Below are 18,290 nucleotides of genomic sequence, written 5' to 3'. Positions count from 1 at the left end.
CGCGTGGATCCGTCCTGCGCGGTCCGGCTACGCGGGCGCCACCAGCAGCGGCCGGGCCCTTTCACGCAGCTCGGCGACGCGCGGCTCGTGCCCGTACGGTTCGAGCCGGTGCAGCAGATCCCGCACGTACTCCGTGGTCCGCGCCGAGGAGATGCGGCCCGCCACCTCCACCGCCCGGGTGCCTGCCGCGCAGGCCGCGTCCAGATTCCCCGACTCCAGCTCGGCCACCGCCGACACCACGAGCCGCAGCCCGTGCGAGCGGACGAATTCCTCGGTGGGCCTGGACAGGGCCTGCTCGGTGAAGCGTCGCACCTGCCGGGGAGCCTTCAGATCGAGGTGGCACTCCGCGGCATCGGCCGCGAACCTGTCGTACGAGTAGAAGCCCAGCCAGGAGGGGTCCGCATCGCCGTCCCTGGAACGCTCCAGCCAGCCCTCGGCGGCCTTCAGCGCCGCCCCTGCGGCCGGTGCGTCACTCGCCTTCGCATGGGCGCGCGCCTCCACCAGGCGGAAGAAGCTCATGGTGCGGGCCGTGGCGAGCCCCCGGTTGCGCTCGACGGCGGCCTGCGCGAGGTCGACCCCCTCGTCGGCGAAGCCGCGGTAGGTCGCCTGCAGCGACATCGAGGCGAGCACATAGCCGCCGAGAGGTACGTCGGCCGCGGCCCGTGCGAGCCGCAGTGCCTGGATGTAGTAGCGCTGCGCGGCCTCCTGCTGGCCGGTGTCGAACGCCATCCACCCGGCGAGTCTGGTCAGTTCGGCCGCTGCGCCGAAGAGCGCCCGGCCCACCTCGTCGCTGTACGAACCGAGCAGCAGTGGCGCGGCGTCCACGCGTAAGCACTCGGGGACCATGGAGGAACGCCAGTCCCCGCCGCCGTACTTGGAGTCCCAGCGGCGGGCGTCCTGGGCCGCCTCGCGCAGCTTGGAGACATCGCTGTGGCCGACCCGCAGCGGGGAGATGTCGCTCGTGATCGTGTTCGCGCCGGCGGGCGTGGGCGTGGACGCGGTCTCCGGGCCCGGCTGGGCGGGGATGGACGGTGTCCGCTGTGTCCCCGGGGTCACCGGCGTCGCCTGAGTTGCCAGGGCCCCCGCCGCACCGGGCGTGCCCGCCGTTCCTGCGATGCCCGGCGCGCCGGACTCCGCCTCCGCGCCCTGCCCCGCTGCCGTGCCTGCCGTACCCGGCGCCCTCTGCGCCCCTGCGACGGGGCGTGCGCCCCTTGCGCCCTGGGTGCCGAGGATGGCTGCCTCGGCGGCTGCCGAGTCGCGCGCCACCGACGGGTCGGCGGGGGATATCAGCCAGCGGGACGCGGGCGTCGCGTACGCACTCACCGAGAACGAACCCGCCAGCGACTGCCAGATCCCGCCGCCGCCCGCTCGTCGCCCGGCCAGATCCAGCCGGTACAGCTCGGTCGCCGAACGGACGGCCTCGGCCACATCGCGCGGAAAGGCCAGTCCGACCTCCGGCGCCGGATCGGCGTCCGCGAGCCCGATCTCGTGCAGCGGGACCGGCCGGCCGAGTTTGGCGCCGATCGCCGCCGCGATGAGATGCGGCGCGGCGCCCTGCGGCACCATGCCCTTGGAGACCCACCGGGCCACCGAGGTCTTGTCGTACCGAAGTGTCAGACCGCGCTGCGCCCCGAGGTCGTTGACCCGCCGGGCGAGCCCGGCGTTGCTGATTCCCGCGAGGGCGAGAACGGTTCCGAGCTTCTCGTTCGGTCCGCGTTGCTCCCTGGACATGCGCCACCCCTCGACACACAGACGGCAGCCGCGTCACCGTTGCGGCGCGCGGCATTCGTACCGTGTCCTCCCCAGGGACGAACCCCGGCACTCCGGCCGCACACGCATTTGGCCGAGCCCCGAGGAATATGCCTCCTGCCGAGAACCTCAGTAAACCCAGCGTAGTTCGCCGCATCCCTACCGTTAAGGGGCAGACGTCCGTATGGCGGGATTGTTGTCCGTGCGGATGCGAGCGGCGTCGCGGCGCCGTTCCGGCCGCTGCCGCGGTGCCGCTCCGGCCGCCGCGCACAGCGACCCGGAACCCGGCCCGGGACCCCGCTCGACGCCCCGTTCGTGCGCTCCCGAAGGTGCTGTTCGCACGTGGCGTCCACACCGTCGGACCGCGTCCTGTACGTGCTCCTGGTGTGTGGCTGTGCGCCCGGCCGTGCGCTCTCGTACGGCCGTTTCGGAAGCGTTTCCATGGTTGCTGCGTGGGTCGGTCCACTGCATCGGACTCAGTGGGCTGGGGGACACTGCCGCCTCATTCCCCGCAGGCGGCGGACCGGTCCGGGAGGTGAACGACACCTCCCGGACTGTGCGTCGACAGCGGTACGGGGCCGGGTGCGGGGCCTGCGCCGGGGCTGCCCGCCGCCCCGATGGCGATCTCCTGCGGCCGAGGGGGATTCCAGGAGGGATTCGGGAAGAATCGGGGAATGAATGGGGATGAAAGGGGACTTCTGATGCGTCGAGTTCCCTGTCGCCGCGTTGCAATGTGCCCCGAGAATGGCTGAATGTCGTCGGTCGACCGAGGTTGGGCCGACCGATTCGCGGACATCCCGTCGACCGTTCGGAGGTCGTCCGGCACCGGTCCGTGGGCGGTTCCGGGCGTGGCCGGATTTCGGCCGGTGGATCTCGCTCGTACGGGGCACGCAACACGCCTGATCCATAAGCCCGTTGGTCATGAGCCGCCTTGCGCGGGCCGCGTGTCGGTCGGCCCTCGGGAATCCCGCCGCCGGTTGCCGCCCCGACGTGCGCCCGTCCGCACCCGGCCGCCTTCCGGCCCGGCCTGGTCTTTGCCAGGGGCGCATGCGCTTCCGACGTGCGCCGTCCGTAGCCCCTCCTGCGCGCCTTTGTCGTGGCAGCATGTTCGCAACGGCGCCGCGCGTTAACGCAGTTTCCCCGATATGTTCCTGCTGCGCCGTTTTGTCCACAGCCTGTGGAGGCGGCGATGCGTTGGTTGGTGGGGTGGAGCAGTATCGCCGCGAGCTTCGGCACGGCCGGTGCCGTCGGCTCCGCCGACGAGGGGCGCACGATGCACCCCGTCGGGTCCCAACTCCTTTGGGGAGACCCCCGATCCTCTCTGGGCCGTCGGCGACTGGCGCCCCGACGAGATCCGTATCAGCGCGGCCGAAACCACCGAAGGCGCGCCCACCGCCCGGCTCGCCGTCCTCGGCTGCTGCAGCGCCACCGACGAACAGCTGCGCGCCGGCCTCCTCGCCGCCCGCGGCGGAGCCCTGCGCCATCTCACCTCCTGGCCCGGCAGCTACACGACCGTCGTCCAGGTCGGCCGCCGGATCACCGTCATCGGGGACCTCGCCGGAGCCCGCCCGGTGTTCTACACACCCTGGGCCGGCGGTACGGCGTACGCCACCGCCGCACTCCCGCTCGCCGACCTCATCGAAGCCCAGCTGGACATCGGTCACCTGGCTGCCCTGCTCGCCTGCCCCGAAACGCCGGAGGCGCTGCGCGACGGCACCCCGTACGCGGGAGTGAAGCGCATCCCGCCCGGGCACGCGCTCATCCTCCGTGAGGGCTCGCGCGAGATCACCGGGTACGAGGCGGTGGCGTCCCTCGCCGTCGCCGCGCCCCAACTCGACCCCGTCAGCGCCGTCGACGGAGTGCGCGACGCACTGGTCGAAGCCGTACGCGCCAGGCTCACCGCCCCGCGCCACGCCCCCGAAACCCTGCCGCCCGACCCCGGACCGGTCCCCGGCATGGGCCCCGCCGAACGACGCGCCGCCCGCGGCGCACCCGTACCCGGCATCGGCGCCGACCTCTCCGGAGGCAGTGCCTCCGCCACCCTCGCCCTGCTCGCCGCCGGACTGCCGGGCCTGCCCGGCACCCTCCTCGGCCACGGCACGGGGGCGGGCGAGCGGCTGCTCGCCGTCACCTTCAACGACCTCACCGCACGCGGACACGAGGACGAACTCGAACGCGCCCGGGTCATTGCCGCCAACCCGCGCCTGCACCATGTCGTCGTCGCCGCCGGCGAAGAGGCCCTGCCCTACGCCGACCTGGGCGCCGGCCCGCTCACCGATGAGCCCGCACCGTCCCTCGTCGTCGCCGAGCGCCATCGCCGCCGCCTCGCCTCCGGCAGCGCCGACCACTTCGTCGGCGGCGGCGCCCGGCAGGTGCTCGACGCTCATCCGGCCCGCCTCGCCGACCTGCTGATGGACCGGCGCCGACGCCATCTGCTGCGCCCGGTCGCCGCACTCGCCAGGGCCGAGGGCCCGACCGCGCACTCCCTCTTCGTCCCGCTGGCCGTCTACCGCGCGGCTCGCCGCCTGTCCCGTACGTCGTACCGAAACGGCCTGGAGACGGCGGCCGAGCGGCTACCGGGCGCCAACCGCCACACCGCCGACCTCGACACGCCCGCCGACGCCTCGCTCGCCGCCCTCGCCTGGTCACGACCGGGTCCCGCCGCGCGCTGGCTCACGGGGGAGGCGCTCGCCGAAGTATCGGTTCGTCTGCAGGAGGCGGCGATCCGCCCCGCCTCCGTCCAGCGCCCGGGCGAGGCCCGCGCCCGGGCCGCCCTTGCCCGGTACGCCGCCGACCACCGGATCCTGGAACAGGCCGCGGAGAACCGCAGCCAGCGGCTGCACGCCCCGTTTCTCGACAATCAGGTCGTACGCGCCGCCCGTGCGCTCCCCGAATCGCTCCGGGTCCAGCCGGGCGCCCGCGCCGCGGTCCTGCGCCGGGTGCTCGCGGGCGCGGGCATCCACGAACTGCCGCCCGGCTGGGGCGCGCCTTCCCTCGCCACCTCGAACGCGACCGCCCGCACCGGACTGCGCGCCGCCCTCCCCGACCTGATCGCCCTCTTCGACGCACCGCTGCTCGCCGACGCGGGCCTGGTCGAGGCCCGCGTCGTACGGAAGGCCCTGCGCGCGGCCTCGGAGGGCGAACCACTCCCGCTGGACGGTCTGGCGCACCTGGCGGCCACGGAACTCTGGCTCCGGCGCCTCGTCTCGCGGCGCGGCACCTGCTGGACGGGCACGGCGGCACCCCGCCAGCGTGCGGTCGCGGGCGGAGTCGTCCCGACGAGGCGGACGCTGCAGCCATAGCAGCCGCAGTAGCTGCAGCGGCAGCCGTTGTCGGTGGGCCCCCTGCTTCCGGCCGCTCCGCGGGACAGAATGGCCGGGTGCGGTACCTGATCCTGGGCGTCACCGAGGCGCGAGACGAGAACGGAGGTGCGCTGCCCGTGGGCGGTGCGCGGCTGCGCGCCCTCCTCGCCGCCCTCGCCCTGCGTACGGGCAGGCCCGTCCCCGTCGCCGATCTCGTCGACGACGTATGGGCCGGCGATCCCCCGTACGACGCTCCCGCCGCGCTCCAGGCCCTCGTGGGCCGGCTGCGCCGTGTGCTGGGCAGGGATGCGATCACGAGCACCCACGGCGGCTACCGCCTGGAGGCCGCGCCCGACGAGGTCGACCTGCATGTGTTCGAGCGGCTGTCCCGGCAGGGGGCCGGCGAGCTCGACGCGGGCGACCCCGGGACGGCGGCCCGCACGCTCCGTGCCGCGCTTGCCCTGTGGCGCGGCCCGGCACTGGCCGACCTGCCGGACCGGGACCACGGCCACGGTCTGCGCCCGGAGGCCCACCGCCTGGCCGCGCTGGAACGCCGCATCGAGGCCGATTTGCGGTGTGCGACGACCGGTACGGGTGCCACTGCCGGCGTGGGGCCTGCTGCCGCCCCGCGCACCCTCGTACCGGAGCTCAAGGAGCTCACCGCCGCCCACCCGTACGACGAACGCTTCCGGGCCCAGCTGATCCGCGCCCTGCGCGCCGACGGCCGCCAGGCCGACGCGCTGGCCGCCTACGAGGACGCTCGGCGCGCCCTCGCCGACCGCCTCGGCGCCGACCCCGGACCGGAACTGATGGCACTTCACCGGGAGTTGCTCACTCCTCCGTCGGGCGCGTCATGTGAAACAGCCGCGCCTGCCGCACCGGTTGCAGCTGCCGCGTCAGGCTCATCCGGCACACCGGACCACGCCCCCGGCCGAGGCAACCTCCGCCCCCGGCTCACCTCATTCGTCGGCCGTGAGCCCGAACTACGCTCCATACGGGCCGATCTGACCCGGTCCCGTCTGGTCACTCTCACCGGCCCCGGCGGCTCCGGCAAGACCCGTCTCGCCGAGGAGACCGCCGCCCGTGGGGGCCGGGAGGCTCCGGCCCCCACGGACGCCTGGATCGCGGAACTCGCCCCCGTGGACGACCCCGTGGACGTTCCCGGAGCCGTATTCTCCGCTCTCGGCCTGCGTGAGACGACCCTTCTCCGGGACACCAACCGCGACGGGCAGCCGCCGCGCAGCGACCCGACCGACCTTCTCGTCGAACACCTGGCGCACTGCTCCCGCATCCGCCCCTTCCTGCTCATTCTGGACAACTGCGAACACGTCATCGACGCGGCTGCCGCCCTCGCCGAGACCCTGCTCACCCACTGCCCGCAGCTGCGCATCCTCGCCACCAGCCGCGAACCCCTCGGCGTCCCCGGCGAGTCCGTACGCCCGGTCGGCCCGCTCCCGGCCGACCCCGCCCACAGGCTGTTCGCCGAGCGCGCCCGCGCCGTACGTCCCGACTTCGACCCGGAGCAGGAGGCCGCACACGATCCGGACGCCGTCGCCGAGATCTGCCAGCGGCTCGACGGGCAGCCGCTCGCCATCGAACTCGCCGCTGCCCGGCTGAGGCTGCTCAGCCCGCGCCAGATCGCGGACCGGCTCGACGACCGGTTTCGTCTGCTGACCGGCGGATCCCGCACCGTACTGCCGCGTCAGCAGACGCTGCGCGCTGTTGTCGACTGGTCCTGGGACCTGCTCGACGAGGACGAACGCGCGGTTCTACGGCAGGTCTCCGTCTTCGCGGGCGGCTGGGACCTGCCCGCCGCAGAAGCCGTCACCACGGCCGGCACGCCCCCTGCCACCAAGGCCCCGAGCACCGAAGCCCCCGCCCGGCACTCCACCGCCGACCTGATCGGCGCTCTCGTCGACAAGTCCCTCGTCGTCGCCACCCCGACCGCCTCCGGTGAGATGCGCTACCGCCTCCTGGAGACCATCCACGAGTACGCCACCGAACGCGCCGCCGAGACCCCGGACGTTCGCGCCGCCGCCGCGAGCGCGCACACCGCGTACTTCGTCGCGCTGGTCGAGGAAGCCGAGCCCCGCCTTCGCTCCGGAGACCAGCTCCCCTGGATCGCACGCCTGGAGACGGACCTCGACAACATACGGGCCGCCCTCCACCGCTCCGTCGTCACCACTCCGTCCGAACCGGACGCGGTGCGTCTGGTTCTCGGTATGGGGTGGTTCTGGTTTCTGCGGAACTTCCGGCTCGAGGGCCTCACCTGGGCCGAGCGGGCCGTGGCGCTCGGACCGGAACCGGCCGATGGCAGCGACCCTCGTTTCTGGCCGCGCATGCATCTGGAGATACTGCGGTACTTCCTCGCCGCGGAGAGCGGCCCGGCCGACGGCATCCGCGGTGACGACCGGCGCCGGGCCCTGATGGGCCGGGCGGCCGACGCGTTCAGGTCGTCCGGTCCGCAGTCCGCCCGTTTCCCGGGACTGATCTGGCCGATCACCTTGTTCGTGAGCCGCACCACCGTCGAAGCGCACGAGATGCTCGATGCGGCGGTCGCCAACGCCCTTATCCACGGCGGCGGCTGGGAGTACGGCGTCACGCTGTTGTTCCGTACCCACATGGTCGTCGACATGCCCGGCGGCATGCCCGGTGTCGACGACGATCTCGCCGAGCTGCGCGAGCTGGGCCGCCGCGTCGGCGACCGCTGGCTGCGTGCGCAGGTCGCGGGCGCCGCCGCGGAGGCCGGCATGATGCGCGGACGGTACGAGGAGGCACGCGCGGCCTACGAGGAGGCGTTGCTGCTCGCCCGCGAGGTGCGGGCGCACGCCGAAAGACCGTTCCTCCTCGCCCGCCTCGCCGAACTCGACTACCGGACCGGGGACATGGCGGGCTTCGAGCGGACTCTGACCGAGTCGGAGACCGAGGCGGAGCGCTACCAGGTGCACGACGCCCGCGCCTACGCCCACTTCCTGCGCGCCACCCTGGCCCTGGACCGCGGCGAGATCGCGAAGGCGCGACGGCTGGTCACCGAGGCGCAGGCCTCGGCCGGACGCGGCAGCCCCCCGTCGCACTTCACCGCGGTGGTCGAGGGGCTGGCTGCCCGGATCGCCGTGCACGAGCCGGGGCCCGAGGGCGGCCCGGTGGCCGGGGTACGGGGTCTGACGCTCGCACTCCGCGTGGCGCGGGACGCCCAGTGCGCCGAGCTCGTCACCGGACATCTGGCGGACGGCGTGGCGGCCGTGCTGCAGAAGGTGGGCCGCCACCGAGCTGCCGTACGGATCCTGGCGGCGGCCGACGGCTGGCGCTTGTCCGGCCCCAGAACCGAGGCGCAACAGGCCGAGGCGGACGAGGTCGGGCGACGGGCACGCGAGGAACTGGGACCTCAGTTGTACGAGTCGGAGCGCGCCGCAGGCCGCACGCTGACGGTCGACGACGTCATCGAGCTCCTGACCCGCATCACCGCAGAACTCCCGTGTCCCCTCACCGACAACTGATGGTCGCATCCGCCCAGTCGGCGAGGGCCGCGCCGCCGCCCGGATTCACCCGCTCGACGACGAGCCGGATCCTTTGCTGACCGGTGATACCGACCCCGACGGGTACGGCGGGGTCGTTACCGTTCATCACCGGGGACTGCCACAGCCGCGTCCCGTCACCGTTGAAGACGGAGAAGCGCACCGAGCCGAACCCCGTCGCCATGTCGTCGACCCCGACCATGGCCTCGTACCGAATGCACTGCCGGTTCAGCTGAACAGTGACCGTGGACTTGCTGTGGACGGTCACTCCGTGCGCGTACTGCGTGCCGCCGATCCACAGGCCGGAACGCTGCCAGACCCAGTTGCTCTCACCGATCACCACCTCCGGTCGGGTGTGGTCGCCCAGCATCGAGTAGCTCAGCTCGCTGACCCGGTAGACGGTCGGTGCGGGCGGTGAAGGCGGCGGGGTCGGGATCGGCGCGGGCGGTTTCGGCGTCGGAGGCGTCGAGGGCTTGGGAGGCTCGGGGGGCGGTGTCGGCTTGGGGGTGGGCGTCGGAGTCGGCTTCGGCGTAGGCGTCGGCTTCGTCGCGGGCGTCGGCTTCTGTGGGGGAGTCGGGGACGTGGCAGGCGGTGCGGGCGGCACCGGCGCGTCGGGCTTCGGCGGCGGTGTCGGCGTCGGCTTCGGCGGCGCGGGCGTCGGCACCGCGGGCGCCACGGCAGTCGGCTTGGCCGCACGACCGGCCTCGTGCTTCGGCTGGTCGTTGCCGACCAGTGCCCAGGTCAGTCCGGCCGTCACCGCCACGGCAACCGCCGCCGCGATACCGGCCTTCGCCGGGGCACCGAGTCCTTCCGCGAGCGTGGCTCCACCGGCCGTGCCCCCGGACGAGCTTCCACCGGTCGCCGCTGCGGCGGCACCCGCGCCCGCGGCTCCCGCCGCGCCACCGGCGACGATTCCGGCAGCCTTGAGCGCATACCCGGCGGCGAACCAGCCGATGACCGCGACCGGCAGCAGCGCAGGAATCCCCGCGTTGACATGGGCCAGTTCGCCCGCGGCGAGCCGGCACTTCACACACTCGTCCAGGTGCCCCCGCAACCCGCGCTCGGCGCGCATCCGGAGTCCACCCCGGGCATACGCGCCGAGGCGGTCGGCGTAACGCGCACAATCGCCGCCCGAGGTGAGTGCCTGGCTCACATGCGCCTGCAGGTAGGCCTGCTTGAGCCCTTCGCGGGCCCGGCTGGCCAGCACCGCCGTGGCATTGGCTGTCAGCCCGAACAGTGGGGCGACATCGCTGGGCGACTCGTCCTCGACGGTGGTGTGCCACAGCACCGCCTGCCAGCGCTCCGGCAGACTGCGGAACGCCTGCATCGCCATCGACTGCTCGGCCTCGTGCATCGCCAGCACATCGGCACCGAGGTCGAGTGTGTCCGCGTCCGACACCTGGGAGGACTGTGATGCCTGGGCGGCGAACACGGCGAAGTCGTCGACCAATTGCTCCCGCTTCGCGGTCTTGGTCCAGGTGGCTGCGACATGCCGGACAGCCGTCATGAGGTAGGCCCGTACGGCCTCTTCCGGCCCCTTGCCTCTGCGTACCGCCTGCAGTGTGCGGGCGAAGACCTCGGCCGTCAGGTCGTCCGCGGTGTGCGCGTCCCGGCAGCAGGTCCGCGCGTAGCGGCGCACCGCGTCCGAGTGCCGCCGGAACAGCTCCTCGTACGCGAGATCGTCGCCGTCCCGCATCCGCCTGATCAGCTCGGCGTCGGAGAACGCGGAGCCGGAGGCACCGGCGGCGGTGGTTCGGCCGCCCTCCCGCTGCATCGGCACTGCGACGTCGGCCTCGACAGGCCCCGGCCACGGAGCGCGCAGGACGGTGCCGCCCTCGGCGTCACGACCCGACCGCCCGGGTCCGCCCTGACTCGGTACCTGGCGGGAGGGCAGCCCACCGGCGTCCGCCACGCCACCCACGGCGGAATCGTCGTCGAACGACTCTTCCCGCTGCCCGTCACCGCTCATCGCGGAGCCCCCGTATGCGCTTTCGGACCCGAACCCCGGGCAAGAGTGCCACATGGCGCAATCACGCCGAACCTTCAGCCCCGGCAACCACTCGTCCGGGGCGTTTTCCCGAGTGTGAGCACTAACGGCTGCTCATTCGGGGAAGGGTCATTGAGCTTTTCTGCACGGGTGGGTTGCAGACCAAGGGCAGCAGGCTCACCGGCGGAGCCGATCAAGCGCTGAAGAGACATCGATCAAGAGCCGTTCAGGCGACGCCCGAGAGCCGGCCGAAGAACCGGAGGAGAGCTGAGCCGGTGCCACAGAGAGCCGCCGACGAGCAGAGAAGGCACCCGGTCCAGGCCCGGTCGAGAGGGCGGACGCGGAGGCCGGAAGCGGAACGCGAGTGGTGCACGAGCGACGATGGGCTGCCGAGCGGGACCCACCTGAACGGGCCACGTCGACCGCTCAACGCCCAGCGCATTCACGCCAGGCCAAACGCGCCGACGGCGCACCCCGGCCACCCGGACCGATCCGAAGCCACCCGGTCCGATCCGACCGCTCACCCCCGCAACCCTCCCCGGAGAGCCGGCACACCCACGCACAACACGCCCGCGCACCAGCGCCCTCAAGTGCCATCGCGCTCACGCGCCCCACAGTCACCGCGCCACGCACCGCGCTCACGCACCGACGCCGCCACCTCATCGCGTCGGCACGCCCCGCATCACGCCAACACGTCCGCACGCCCGCGCATCACGCCAACACGCACGCGCACTCCGCTACCGCGCAGCCCTCTCACGCGACCGGTCGCGAGCGCAGCCCCTCCAGCAGGATGTCCAGCAGTCGGCTCGAAGCCGCAGCCTGCTGAACCGCGTCGGGCAGCGAAGGCGCCGCCGTCGCGATGACCAGCAGCACATCCGCCACCGTCACATCTCGGCGCAGCTCACCGGCTGCCCGTGCCCGGTCCACCAGCCGGCCGACGACCTCCAGCAGTTCGCCGGCTCCCGTGTCGTCGTCCTCGATGCCGGTCTCCGCGCCGGAACGCCCGTCGGCCGGCCGGAGGTCGGCCTGCCCCGCGCCCTGCCGCTGCTGAGGAACCCGTGTCTCACCCCGAGCACTGCCCGGACCCGAGTCCGATACGGAGGCCGCCATGGACCCCGACTCCTCGGCCGCGTTCGAGTCGTCGGCATCGGCGTCAGTATCGGCCCCGACCCGCAGCACCTGCGGCGGCAGCAGCCGCCCCGCACCCGAGGCCACGGACGTCCGCAGGAAGCGCGACAGCGCCGACCACGGCTCTTCCTCCTGGCCCAGCGCGGTCCGCGCCTGGTCCGTCAGCCGGGAGGTCTCCTCCTCGGCTATCCGCCGCACCAGCACGTCCTTGCTCGGGAACCGCCGGTACACCGTGCCGACGCCGACCTTGGCGCGACGCGCCACGTCCTCCATCGGAGCCCCGTATCCCAGCTCGCCGAACACCTCGCGTGCGGCTCGCAGTACGTGCTCCAGATTGCGCTGTGCGTCCACGCGAAGCGGAGCCGAGCGCCCGTTCGCTCCGGCGCCCCCGGCTGTTCCGGCCGTGCCGTCTGTTCCGGCTGCCGCGACCGGACTCACTGTGTCCACTGTTCCCATCGCTCCGTTTCGTCCGTTTCCGTCGGACGAATGGGGCGTAACTGCCGTAGCAGTCTGCCAATGAGAATCCTGAATGTGCATAGCTGTTCCCCCGGTTATGACGTCTCCCCCCGGAGACTTCCCGCCGTTTAGTCAGAGTGTGGATCATGGTCTCTACCCGACACCCCGACGACACACGAACATAGTTGAGCCCGGGTCAATTCAGAAGGGGGCAGTTCCGCACGGAGCGCCCCCCGATCGGAGCAAGGACCGGCCGGCTACTGATTCGACCCCCGCCCGCGGGCCTCACTCCAACCCCTGACCTGCGCAGCTTCCGTGTTGTCGCCTCGATCGGCAGCAGTGGCCCGTCCAGAACCTCCGGTCACACAATTTGCCGGGGCTGTGGACAAACCCTTGAGCACGTTGCGTCATGGGGTGGTGATGGCCTCAGATTCCGGGGGAACACCCCCGGCCCCCCGCCGGGTGTGCGCATTCTCGTCGTCGGTGGCGGCTACGTCGGGATGTACACAGCGCTGCGTCTCCAGCGGAAGCTGAAGCAGAGACTCAGGAACGGTGAGGCCGAGATCGTCGTCGTCACGCCCGAGCCTTATATGACGTATCAGCCATTTCTGCCCGAAGCGGCCGCCGGTTCGATCTCACCGCGCCATGTCGTCGTGCCGCTCCGCCGGGTTCTGGCGCACTGCAAGATCGTGATCGGTGAGGCGCAGCGCATCGACCACGCCAAACGCACGGCGACGGTCACCACCCTCGCCACCGGGGAGGACGGCACCGGCGCCGTCGAGATCCCGTACGACGAACTCGTCCTCGCACCGGGCTCCGTATCGCGCACCCTCCCGGTTCCCGGCCTCGCCGACCACGGCATCGGCTTCAAGACCATCGAGGAGGCCATCGGCCTGCGCAACCATGTCATCGAGCAGATGGACATCGCCTCGGCCACCCGCGACCCGGCCATCCGCGACGCCGCCCTCACCTTCGTCTTCGTCGGCGGTGGATACGCGGGCGTCGAGGCCCTGGCCGAGCTGGAGGACATGGCCCGCTACACCTCGCGGTACTACCACAACATCAAGGCAGAGGACCTGAAATGGATCCTCGTGGAGGCGACCGGCCGCATCCTTCCCGAGGTCGGCGACGCCATGGGCACCTACGCGATCCGTGAGCTGCGCGGCCGCAATATCGACGTACGCCTCGACACCCGGCTGGAGTCCTGCGAGGACCGGATCGCCGTCCTGAGCGACGGTTCCCGCTTCCCGACCCGCACCCTCGTGTGGACCGCGGGCGTCAAACCCGCGCCGATCCTCGCTGCCACCGACCTGCCGCTCAACGAGCGCGGCAGACTCACCTGCACGGCGGAACTCACCGTCGACGGGGTCGAACATGCCTGGGCCGCCGGGGACGCCGCGGCCGTCCCCGACCTGACCGCCGCGGAGACGGGCAAGGAGACCGCCCCCAACGCCCAGCACGCCGTGCGCCAGGCCAAGGTCCTCGCCGAGAACGTCCTCGCGTCGATCAGCGGCGAACCCCTCAAGGAGTACCGGCACAGCTATGCGGGCTCCGTCGCCTCACTCGGTCTCCACAAGGGCGTCGCCCATGTCTACGGGCGTAAACTCAGGGGCTACCCGGCCTGGCTGATGCACCGTACGTACCACCTCAGCCGCGTCCCGACGTTCAACCGGAAGGCCCGTGTCCTTGCCGAATGGACCCTCGCGGGGCTCTTCAAGCGCGAGATCGTCTCCCTCGGTTCGCTGGAACACCCGCGCGCCGAGTTCGAACTCGCCGCAGGAGGCCAGCGCCCCGGGCGGACCGGCACACCGAACGCCGACGGCACGCCGGGACCCGGTCACCCACCAGGGCCCGAGGGCCCGCCGAGGAACGGCGGCTGACTGCCCGTCGGCCCGCGTGCGCACCCACCCGGGACCCGGCCGTACCGACAACTGTCAGTACGGTCCGTCACACTGGACGTGTGACCATGGGTGGACCCACACCTGCACAGAGTGACCCGGCCGGCAGACACCGACAGTGAGCAGCCCGCCCGAGCGGACCAGACCGACACACGAGGCCAGAAATTCCGTGAACTTCACGCGTTGGAGCGCCCGCCTACCCGGAACGCAGCGCCGCGCCGCCGCACGGGACGACCACAGTCCCGTGCCCTCGGCCCGCGCCGAGTACGCAGAGCCCGAGACCGGGCCCTGCCCGCCGGACGGCGACACGCGCAGTGACACTCCTGGCGACAAGAGCGGCGACACGCACGGCGAACCTCCCGGGGACCGCGGCCCCGCCCCGGAGGATCTCTCCACCCGGGACATCCTCGGCCAGCTGCCCGCTCTGGTGGCCCTGGTGTACGGCCCCGACCACCGGATCGCGTACGTCAACGACGCCTACGCCGCCGCCTTCGGACCGCGCCCGGCCGGCGCCACCGCCGCCGAGGCCATGCCCGAGCTCACCGAGCTCAGCCTGCTGCCCCTCATGGACCAGGTCCTGCGCAGTGGCACACCCCGTACGGTCAAGTCCCGCAAGGTCCGCAACGGCAATTCGTACACCGTGACCTGCACCCCGGTGCACAGGGACGGCGACGGCGAGACCGACGGCGGAGACGGGGACAGGAACGGCGACAAGAAACAGAACAAGGGCAACCGGAGCAGCAAGAACAGGAACAAAGGCAGCGAAGGCGGAGTGCTCGTGTACGCCGTCGATGTCACCGACCACGCCGAAGCAGCCGAACGGCTCCGCGCCAGCGAGCGTCGCCACCGCGAAACGGCCGTCACCCTCCAGCGCTCCCTGCTCCCGCAGGAGCTGGAGCAGCCCGACGACCTGCGGATCGCCGCCACCTACCAGCCCGGCGGTACGGACGCCGCGGTCGGCGGCGACTGGTACGACGTCATCACCCTCGGCGCAGGCCGCACCGCCCTGGTCATCGGGGACGTGATGGGCCGTGGGGTGCGAGCCGCCGCCGTCATGGGCCAGCTCCGCACGGCCGTGCGCGCCTATGCCCGCCTGGACCTCCCGCCGCACGAGGTGCTCCAGCTCCTCGACGGTCTCGCCGCCGAGATCGACGCCAGCCAGATCGCCACCTGCGCCTACGCGGTCCACGATCCGAACGAGGGCCGGCTCGTCTACGCCTCCGCCGGGCACCTCCCGATCCTGGTGTGTCACGAGGACGGTACGGTCCACCGCGCCGAGGACCCGACAGGACCGCCGCTCGGCACCGGCGGCTGGATCCACACATCGGGCACGATCGCGCTGCCGCCCGGCTCCACCGCGGTCCTCTACACGGACGGCTTGGTGGAGCGCCGCAGCGAGGACATCGACGAGGGCGTCGCCGCTCTGGAACGTGCCCTGTCCGGTGCCAAGGGTTCACCCCAGGTGGTCTGTGACCGGCTGATCCGCTCCCTCGGCGTCACCGCGGAACACGATGACGACGTGGCGGTGCTGGTGGTCCAGCACCCCGCCCGGACGGGGACGAACGCGGAGCTGTTCCACAACGCCTCGCTCGATCTTCTCGGTGGCATCGAAGCGGCCCCGCGCGCCCGCGCCTTCGCGACCGGCGTCCTGACATCGTGGCGCTTCCCGGTCGAACTCTGCGACCTGGGCGTCCTGGCCGCCGGAGAACTCGTCGCGAATTCCCTCAAGCACGGCACCCCGCCGATGCGCCTGGGCCTGCGCCGCACCGATCGCCGCCTGATCATCGAGGTGACCGACGGCGACGACCACCTGCCGCGCCTCCGACGAGCCGACCCGGCGGACGAGGCGGGCCGCGGCATCTCCATCGTCGCCACGATCGCCACGTCCTGGGGCAGCCGCCGCACACCGGGCGGCGGCAAAGCGGTCTGGTGCGAATTCACCCTGCCGCAGTAGGGGCCCTGCCGAAGCAGAACCCCTGATCGCCCCTGTTCGCCCGCGCCGCCTCAGCGAGTGGTGACGGCGGAGGCAACCACGGGCTCGGCCTCCGGCAGTGACACGGCCACCACCCTGGACGGCACCGTCTCGATCGAAGGCTGGTCCTGTACGGGAGTGAGCCGCCGGCCGAGCCGCAGCGCCAGCACCGTGATGCCCAGCGAGAACAGCACGAACGTCACGATGTACGGGCCGTGCAGCGTCGCCCCCATCGGCCCGCCCACGGCCGGACCGACCGCCAGCGCGAGCTGCTTGCAAAGGGCGAACGCGGAGTTGTACTGCCCGACCATCGACTCCGGTGCCAGATCGGCGACCAGCGGCGCCACGGTCGGCGACAGCATCGACTCACCGAGCCCGAACAGCGCGTACGTGGAGATCATTGCGGCCGTCGCCATGGTCTGGCTGCCGTGCCCGAGCCCCGCGTACCCCGCCACGATCCAGGCGAACGCCCAGATCAGCCCGACCGAGGCGATGACCCGGCTGCGCCGGCGGCGCTCCACCAGACGCAGCACGACGAACTGAGCCACGACGATGACGGCGGTGTTCGCGGCCAGCGCGATACCGAGCGTCGAGGGCTGGATTCCGGCGGCCTCGGTCCCGTACGCCGCGAGCCCGGACTCGAACTGTCCGTAGCAGGCGAAGAACAGCACGAAGCCCAGCACACACAGCTGCACCATGGCCCGGTGCGAGAGCAGCGCCCGCAGCCCGCCCGGCGCCTTGGACCCGTCGGTGGGCCTGGCGTCGGAGAAGGAAGGCGTACGGGACAGCCGCACCGTGGAGGCGATCACACCGAGCACGATGAACATCGCGGCCTCGATGAGGAACAGCAGGGTGAAGGTCTCCGGCCGGCTCGTGTCGACGATCTGTCCGCCGACCAGCCCGCCGATGCCGAGCCCGAGGTTCTGCAGGAAGAACTGCATGGCGAAGGCACGAGTGCGGGTGGCGGTGCTGGAGCACCACACGAGCATGGTGGCGAGCGCCGGCTGCATGACCGCCGTACCCGCGCCGAGGACCGCGGCCGACAGCACGGCGGCGGTCACACCCGACGACAGGCCGAGGGCGGCCGCGCCCAGGGAAGCGACGACCGAGGCGACGACGAGTACGGGCAGCGGCCCGCGCCGGTCGATGGCACGCCCGGTGAACGGCAGAACGGCGAGCGCTGCCATGGCGAAGACCGCCAGCACGACTCCCGCCGTACCAGCACCCAGATCCCGCACCTGTGCCACATAGACGTACAGATACGGAACGGTGAACCCCAGCCCGAACGCGCTCAGCGCGCTCCCCAGCTGGATCCGCCGCAGTGCTGCACCCATCTCCCTGGTCACACTCACCTACCTCAAGGTCTCGAAGCCACTTGCCGAGCCATCCGAACGACTCGAACCCGAAGACTTTAACACTAAAGTTAGAAGCTCAACAATTCAGACTGAAGGACTTCGACGGCTTTGGAGGGCGTGCGATACTGCCCGCCATGCCTGACACCACCGAGCAGCCCGGACCCCAGGAGCCGAGCCTCGACGAGCAGATCGCCGCCTATCAGCGCGAGTTCCGCGACCTGGACCCCCAGGTCGAGCAGGTCGTCTCGGCCCTGGGTCGACTGAACCGACGGATGAACGTGGCGTACGGACGCCAGGTCGCCGCCCTCGGCATCAGCAACGCCGAGTGGGAGGTCCTCAAGACCCTGGTCCTGGCCGGCTCCCCGTACCGCCTGGGTCCGGGCGAGCTGGCCAAGCGACTCGGCCTCACCCCGGCCGCGATGACACACCGCATCGACCGCATGGCGGGCGAGGGGCTGGTCACCCGGGACAGGGACGAGAACAACCGGGTGCGCGTCATCGTCGAGCTGACCGACGAGGGCCGTACGAAGTGGCTGGAGGCGATGCGCATGGCCACCGACTTCGAGGAGGACCTGCTCCAGGACCTCACGGGCGACGAACGCGGCGTCCTCGGTGACATGCTGATCCGCCTCCTGCGCCGCGTGGAACACGCCCAGCCGGACGCCGGCGGCCGCCTCACCGACCTGGACTGAAGTCCTGTCGGACACGCGGGAAAACGGCTTGACCTGGCGGGGTTGACACGCCCCTCCTCGATCCGTAAGGTTCTTCGAGTTGTCACGGAGCCGGAACGGTCCTGCGACAATCGATCCCGCCGCGAATGCGGCAACCAAAACTCAGCACGATCTCCCACTCGGGACGATTTCGGCATGCCGAAATTGATTTCGAAGACTCGATTATGAGCCGCCGGGAAAATCCGCTAGAGTTTGGA

The 18,290-nt window shown here is 71.9% G+C and carries 8 protein-coding genes and 1 pseudogene; 5 read left to right on the top strand and 4 right to left on the bottom strand.

The window, feature by feature from the left end; all coding sequences use genetic code 11:
* Positions 1–27 precede the first annotated feature (27 nt).
* Positions 28–1,731, bottom strand: a complete 1,704-nt coding sequence (locus GA0115254_RS08330; RefSeq protein ID WP_093894648.1) for a sporulation protein — start codon at positions 1,729–1,731, stop codon at positions 28–30.
* 1,207 nt (positions 1,732–2,938) lie between these two features.
* Here GA0115254_RS08330 and GA0115254_RS08325 point away from each other — a divergent pair.
* Both GA0115254_RS08325 and GA0115254_RS08320 read left to right on the top strand, forming a co-directional pair.
* Positions 2,939–5,051 (top strand): annotated as a pseudogene (locus GA0115254_RS08325) (asparagine synthase-related protein).
* Positions 5,052–5,128: 77 nt separating this feature from the next.
* Positions 5,129–8,548 (top strand): AfsR/SARP family transcriptional regulator, encoded by a 3,420-nt coding sequence (locus tag GA0115254_RS08320; protein WP_093894647.1) that lies wholly within the window; start codon positions 5,129–5,131, stop codon positions 8,546–8,548.
* Here the strand turns inward: GA0115254_RS08320 and GA0115254_RS08315 are convergent.
* The gene (locus GA0115254_RS08315; protein ID WP_093894646.1) at positions 8,535–10,535 is read right to left on the bottom strand and encodes a sigma-70 family RNA polymerase sigma factor; all 2,001 of its coding nucleotides are present in this window, start codon (positions 10,533–10,535) and stop codon (positions 8,535–8,537) included. The genes GA0115254_RS08320 and GA0115254_RS08315 overlap by 14 nt on opposite strands.
* Before the next feature lie 771 nt (positions 10,536–11,306).
* Positions 11,307–12,218, bottom strand: coding sequence for a TetR/AcrR family transcriptional regulator (locus tag GA0115254_RS08310; RefSeq protein ID WP_093894645.1), 912 nt, complete (start codon positions 12,216–12,218; stop codon positions 11,307–11,309).
* A 383-nt stretch (positions 12,219–12,601) separates the two neighbouring features.
* Here GA0115254_RS08310 and GA0115254_RS08305 point away from each other — a divergent pair, with 383 nt between their 5' ends.
* Together GA0115254_RS08305 and GA0115254_RS08300 are read left to right on the top strand one after the other, a co-directional pair.
* Positions 12,602–14,017, top strand: a complete 1,416-nt coding sequence (locus GA0115254_RS08305) for an NAD(P)/FAD-dependent oxidoreductase (RefSeq protein ID WP_093894644.1) — start codon at positions 12,602–12,604, stop codon at positions 14,015–14,017.
* A 187-nt stretch (positions 14,018–14,204) separates the two neighbouring features.
* The gene (locus GA0115254_RS08300; protein ID WP_093894643.1) at positions 14,205–15,989 is read left to right on the top strand and encodes an ATP-binding SpoIIE family protein phosphatase; all 1,785 of its coding nucleotides are present in this window, start codon (positions 14,205–14,207) and stop codon (positions 15,987–15,989) included.
* 50 nt (positions 15,990–16,039) lie between these two features.
* Here GA0115254_RS08300 and GA0115254_RS08295 read toward each other — a convergent pair whose 3' ends face one another.
* Positions 16,040–17,341 carry an MFS transporter gene (locus tag GA0115254_RS08295; RefSeq protein ID WP_093894642.1) on the bottom strand — a complete coding sequence of 434 codons (1,302 nt, stop codon included), beginning with the start codon at positions 17,339–17,341 and terminating at the stop codon, positions 16,040–16,042.
* 155 nt (positions 17,342–17,496) lie between these two features.
* Between GA0115254_RS08295 and GA0115254_RS08290 the strand changes: the two genes are divergently transcribed.
* A complete protein-coding gene (locus GA0115254_RS08290; RefSeq protein ID WP_093894641.1) occupies positions 17,497–18,054 on the top strand; it encodes a MarR family winged helix-turn-helix transcriptional regulator in 558 nt (185 codons plus the stop codon).
* Positions 18,055–18,290 lie beyond the last annotated feature (236 nt).

This window comes from Streptomyces sp. Ncost-T10-10d (assembly GCF_900091955.1).
In the GTDB taxonomy this organism is placed as follows: Bacteria; Actinomycetota; Actinomycetes; order Streptomycetales; family Streptomycetaceae; genus Streptomyces.
The sequence above is the reverse complement of the archived record's forward strand: the minus strand, read 5'-3'. Positions and strand labels throughout refer to the sequence as shown.